We start from the raw sequence: 4300 nt of genomic DNA, 5'->3' as shown, positions 1-4300 counted from the left end.
GCCCGCATGCACAACCTCGCCCTCGCCGGGTGACCCGGCAGGCCCAGCCTCCGCTTCAGGCTGCGTGATCACGGCCTTCTGCAACACCCTTTAGTGTCCTGCACCAGTAATCCGTTGGTAGATCGGCCTCGTCCCGGCGTTTGGGTTGGCCCGCATGTCTGTGCCAGTCCAAGGCCAGGGTGAGGAACCTGGCGTAGGCATCACGGTGCAACTCCGCCGCCAGCGTGCATGTTGAACTCGCGCCTCTGCCCTAGTTGTGAGTCCAGCCGAGGCTATGACGCCTCGGTGCCAATCTCCGCCCTCAGCAAGCCAGTTACGGCGGCGACACTCGTCACGGCCATGGCTGGGATTGTGTCAGTGGATGCGTGATCTACTGGAATCACACAGCGATGTGCTCCCACGTAACCTTGGAGGCGCGCCGCAGCATCCATTGGTAGAACTCGTAACCGTTGTCGATGTCAACGAAGTCCTTGACGTGCTCCACACCTTCTTGCCTCCACGTCACCCGGTAGATCGTCTTCGGCGCCGGGTACTGGGCAGCCTCCTCCCCGGCCTCGGCCTCGACTGCGGCGACTCGCGGCCGTGCGTCTACGGCCAGCTTCCCGACGGCGCCTACTGCGGCCAATCCCACGGCCCACACCAACTTGCCACGCATCCGTTCCCCCCTTGTGTTCGGTTCAGCGGCGACGGTATCGGGTGTCGTCGCCAGCTGGGATGAGTACCTCGCGCGCGTCAGGGATGACCTACGCGCCTGGCTTGACCGCGCCTGGCTTGACCCATGCCGCGAAGGCATTGTCGGCGTACTGCTCGCGGACGCGTTCGGACAGCGGTGTGTCCCTCGGCGGGATCAGCGCCCGCGCAGGCTTCTCGGGCTGCGCCTGCACCACCTTGACCGCCGACGAGCGCCTCGGCTGCGTCCGGGACGGCTGCACCAAACTCGCCATGATGCGGGCTGCACGCTCGCGGGCCGCAGCCTTCGCCGCAGCCTTCCGGGCCCGCTTCGTTTGCGGCGTCTCCTTCGGCATGGCCACAGGTTACGCGCGCGCGAACCGCGGTGCGGCAGGCATAAGAAAACCCCCGGTCGGGTAGCGGCCTGGGGGTTCTCAGCGGTCGGTCAGGCGGCGCCCTGCTCGTGTGTTGCGAGTGTGATGCGCCAGAAATCATGGTTTTAAGTCTCCGGCTGGTTCTCGGTGGCTGGCGGAGTGACCTTGGTGAGGCAGTCGGCGAGAGATTTGAGGATCTCGTCGTGCCTCGGCAGGATCGGATCACGCCGGCGACCGGGGACAGGGAGCGGTGAAAGCGGTACCACCTTCCGCGGCCGAACTGTTCGCCCGTTGCTGGAGAAGATCTCGTGCACCCTGTCGTGTTTCCCGGCGTTCGCTGCCTCCCGGTGGGCCTCGGCACTGGTCCACTCGCAGTAGTCGAGACTCGGGTGTCTCGGCGCTCAGGAGCAAGTGGGCTGAGAGGGCCCCGAGGCAGCTTCCTTCGCCGGGCAGACAGATGGCGGTGTCCCAGAAGCGCTTGCCGCTCCCGCCCGCTGTGCAGGAAGCCGATGTGGTGCCCCATCGAACTCGACGACGAGGTCGCGCGGGGGCGGCTCGTCCGTGGTCTCGAGCCGGTTCCGGGAAGTCCAAGGTGACGTCGTGTGGGGAGGGGCCGGTCACGCATGATCGGTGGGGCCCACCCGGAGAACAGTCGGCGGCGGGGAGAGGCCATGCCTCGCCGCAGCCTTGTGCAGAAGAAGGGCGCGAAGCTGCTGGCGCGTTTTCGCTAGCGGCTTCCGTCATGCCGTTATTGCGTTGCGATCAGCATACGTGGTTCCGAAGTTCCGTTCGCCCGTGATCGCCTCACGGGCGTTCTTGCTGTTCAGCGCCTCTCCGGACCAGGGCGATCACCTCCCGGTTGCGCAGCGTGCGTGCCCGGTTTCCCTCAAAGGAGACAGTCATGGCCAAGGGCACAGTGAAGTGGTTCAACAGCGAGAAGGGCTTCGGCTTCATCGAGCAGGAGGGCGGCGGCCCCGACGTCTTCGCCCACTACTCCAACATCGCCAGCCAGGGCTACCGCGAGCTGCAGGAGGGCCAGAAGGTCGAGTTCGACGTCACGCAGGGTCAGAAGGGCCCGCAGGCTGAGAAGATCCGCCCCGCCTGATCGCGCCCCGGTAAGGGGGGCCCGGCATCCCGGCTTCGGGACGCCGGGCCCTTACCGTCGCACGACGGTTCATCTGACTACGGGGTGCGGCCGGGCGCTGGCCTGGGACGGGCAAAATGGACACCCGTTGTTTGACACTCAGGTCGCCCGACGCATCAGTACGGCCCCCTTGGTCGCTGGCGACGCCGTCTACATCGCCGCATTCGACCCAGGGCGGCTTGTAGTCCTCGATCCGCTCTCTGGCAGAGATCTGTGGCGCCAGAGCGCAGGCGGCGCCTTTACCACCACGCCGTTCATGGCTGGCGATCGGATCTGGGCCAGTGACCGTACTGGCGTCCTGCACGCATGGGATCCGCGCACCCGCCGGAGTACGGCCCAGCTGCCAGCGCGGTGGAGCGAAGAAGGCCGCGGACAACCCGCCGTTGAGAGCCGCATGATGTTCGCCTCCACCAGCGGCGGTTGGCTGCAAGCGTGGGAACTGCCGTGAGGACTCGCCCGCCGTAACCAAACAACCACATGCCCGATCCCGGGCGAGTGCAGAAGGGTTGGGCTGGTCGTTGAAGTAGTCCAGAAGCTGAGAGTGCATCCGCGAGCGATCCCCTGACCAGGGGTCGCACCAGGCGACAGCCGCCGCGATCCTGTCAGCGCTCGCTCCCCGCTCCAACAGGAGGGGACCGATCTGTTCTACGGCCGTGTTGCGCTGCCCGAAGAGGGCGTCGGCCAGCTTGTCAGGGCTTACGGCATGTTGGTCGAGCAGGTGCTGGGCCAGCTTGGTGTCCGAGCCGACGAGATGGATGAGGGCGCTGTGGCCGACGCGGGGCAGGCCGATGCAGTGGATAGCCAAACGTAGCCGGTGCGGACGTGGGAGGTAAGCGAGGATGTGATCGCTCTCGTGCGGGAGCGGCGAGGCGTACCAGCCCTGGGCGGTCATGACCTTTCAGCCGCTCGTGGAACCATGATTCGAAGGTGTCGGCGTCATGCTCCGCGAGGTGCGCGAGGACTCTGCCCGCTCGCCACTGGTTGTGCGGGGGTAGGTGATCGATGCGCAGGTTATTTATCGCGCGGCGCCATGATGTCTGCCATTCTGCTGGCAGGGTGGGGCCGTGTGGTGCTCCAACCGAGAAACTGATCGCTGCGCTCGCGGCGATGGCAGGGACGGTGTGGACGAGCAGGCGTTGCATGACATCGTCCGGCTCGTGGCGAATCAGCGTCTCGAGCAGTGCCGCGTCCTCGGCCCGCATCGAGTCGATCACCAGCTCTCCCGTCTGATCCACCACGCTGCGCGCGACGACGGCGCTGATGACAGTGGGTCGGGAGGCCGCATCGTCGAGGGCCGCGAGCAACACGGACGGCGGCACAGTGTCAGGAGCCGTGGTGAGCCATTGCGTCAGGGCAGTTCCCAACAACAGGGTTTCACCTGATTCGGCGGCTGCCTGGTACCAGTCAGCCGGGTCGGTCATCAGCTCGGCCATGCGGATGGCTGTCAGATGGCCGGTGTAGTCACCGACGACCTGTGCCTGCTCGGCCAGTTCGCTGAATCGGGCCACTCCGGCCCGAGGCCCCAGAGCAGTCAGCTTCTTCGCGAGTGTCTGCGCTTGAGTGAGCACTTGCTCGGTGGCTGCCTCGTAGTCATGGGTGATTCGACGCTTCCCCATTCACAGAAGGACTGAAGATCGGAATCGACGTCGAATGTCGGCAGCTTCTGGCCAGCTGTTTGAGCCCGGTCCCGGATCCGGGCGAGTTCGCGGTGAGCGCGCATCGCTGCTCCCGGGCTGTTTTGCAGCAACGGGTGGAGTGAAGCAAGAATGCGGCGTCCTCCCTCGACCCCCCACTGCATCTGCTCGGAGGAGGGAGTCTGGCCACGGGGGGCGACGCCCAAGCCGAGCCGGACCCATCCCAGCGCCATGTCGAGCAGGGCGACCAGCGCGACGGGCGGACAGGGGACCCTGTCCTCGCTTTCCGTATCGCAGGTCAGAAGCGGCACTGCCTGCTCCCACAGACCGAGTAGCTTCGAGAGATTCTTTGCGGCGTCCACGCCGTGGGCGAGTGTGACTTTGTTACTGATCGTTTCAGAATGAAGTTCGTTGTGGGGCTTGGCGGTTGTGTGTTGGGTCGGCAGGATCTGGTGGGTGTCTGCTGATCTTGTCCCTGA

Annotated in this window: 6 protein-coding genes; 2 read left to right on the top strand and 4 right to left on the bottom strand. The window is 65.7% G+C overall.

Going from position 1 to position 4300, the window contains the following annotated elements:
- Window positions 1-379 precede the first annotated feature (379 nt).
- Both AB0F03_RS37850 and AB0F03_RS37845 read right to left on the bottom strand, forming a co-directional pair.
- A complete protein-coding gene (locus AB0F03_RS37850; RefSeq protein WP_362001027.1) occupies window positions 380-655 on the bottom strand; it encodes a hypothetical protein in 276 nt (91 codons plus the stop codon).
- 88 nt (window positions 656-743) lie between these two features.
- Complete coding sequence (locus AB0F03_RS37845; protein WP_362001024.1) at window positions 744-1025, bottom strand: hypothetical protein; 282 nt, start codon at window positions 1023-1025, stop codon at window positions 744-746.
- A gap of 919 nt (window positions 1026-1944) precedes the next feature.
- Here AB0F03_RS37845 and AB0F03_RS37840 point away from each other — a divergent pair.
- Window positions 1945-2148: a cold-shock protein gene (locus AB0F03_RS37840; protein WP_362001021.1), complete on the top strand. Its 204-nt coding sequence runs from the start codon at window positions 1945-1947 to the stop codon at window positions 2146-2148.
- A complete protein-coding gene (locus AB0F03_RS37835; protein ID WP_362001029.1) occupies window positions 2126-2635 on the top strand; it encodes a PQQ-binding-like beta-propeller repeat protein in 510 nt (169 codons plus the stop codon). Before AB0F03_RS37840 ends, AB0F03_RS37835 begins: the two co-directional genes overlap by 23 nt.
- Before the next feature lie 241 nt (window positions 2636-2876).
- Here AB0F03_RS37835 and AB0F03_RS37830 read toward each other — a convergent pair whose 3' ends face one another.
- Entirely contained in the window at window positions 2877-3803 is a 927-nt protein-coding gene (locus AB0F03_RS37830; protein WP_362001019.1) for a hypothetical protein, read from the bottom strand.
- A partial coding sequence (locus tag AB0F03_RS37825) for a hypothetical protein (RefSeq protein WP_362001017.1) occupies window positions 3719-4300 on the bottom strand: 582 nt, incomplete at its 5' end. The genes AB0F03_RS37825 and AB0F03_RS37830, both read right to left, overlap by 85 nt.

The sequence above is a fragment of the Streptomyces sp. NPDC028722 genome (assembly GCF_040637655.1).
GTDB lineage: Bacteria > Actinomycetota > Actinomycetes > Streptomycetales > Streptomycetaceae > Streptomyces.
The sequence above is the reverse complement of the archived record's forward strand: the minus strand, read 5'-3'. Positions and strand labels throughout refer to the sequence as shown.

What these genes read in the sequence shown, in the direction of transcription:
- AB0F03_RS37850 (WP_362001027.1), bottom strand. Translation starts at nt 655, where the DNA reads ATGCGTGGCAAGTTGGTGTGGGCCGTGGGATTGGCCGCAGTAGGCGCC.
- AB0F03_RS37845 (WP_362001024.1), bottom strand. Translation starts at nt 1,025, where the DNA reads ATGCCGAAGGAGACGCCGCAAACGAAGCGGGCCCGGAAGGCTGCGGCG.
- AB0F03_RS37840 (WP_362001021.1), top strand. Translation starts at nt 1,945, where the DNA reads ATGGCCAAGGGCACAGTGAAGTGGTTCAACAGCGAGAAGGGCTTCGGC.
- AB0F03_RS37830 (WP_362001019.1), bottom strand. Translation starts at nt 3,803, where the DNA reads ATGGGGAAGCGTCGAATCACCCATGACTACGAGGCAGCCACCGAGCAA.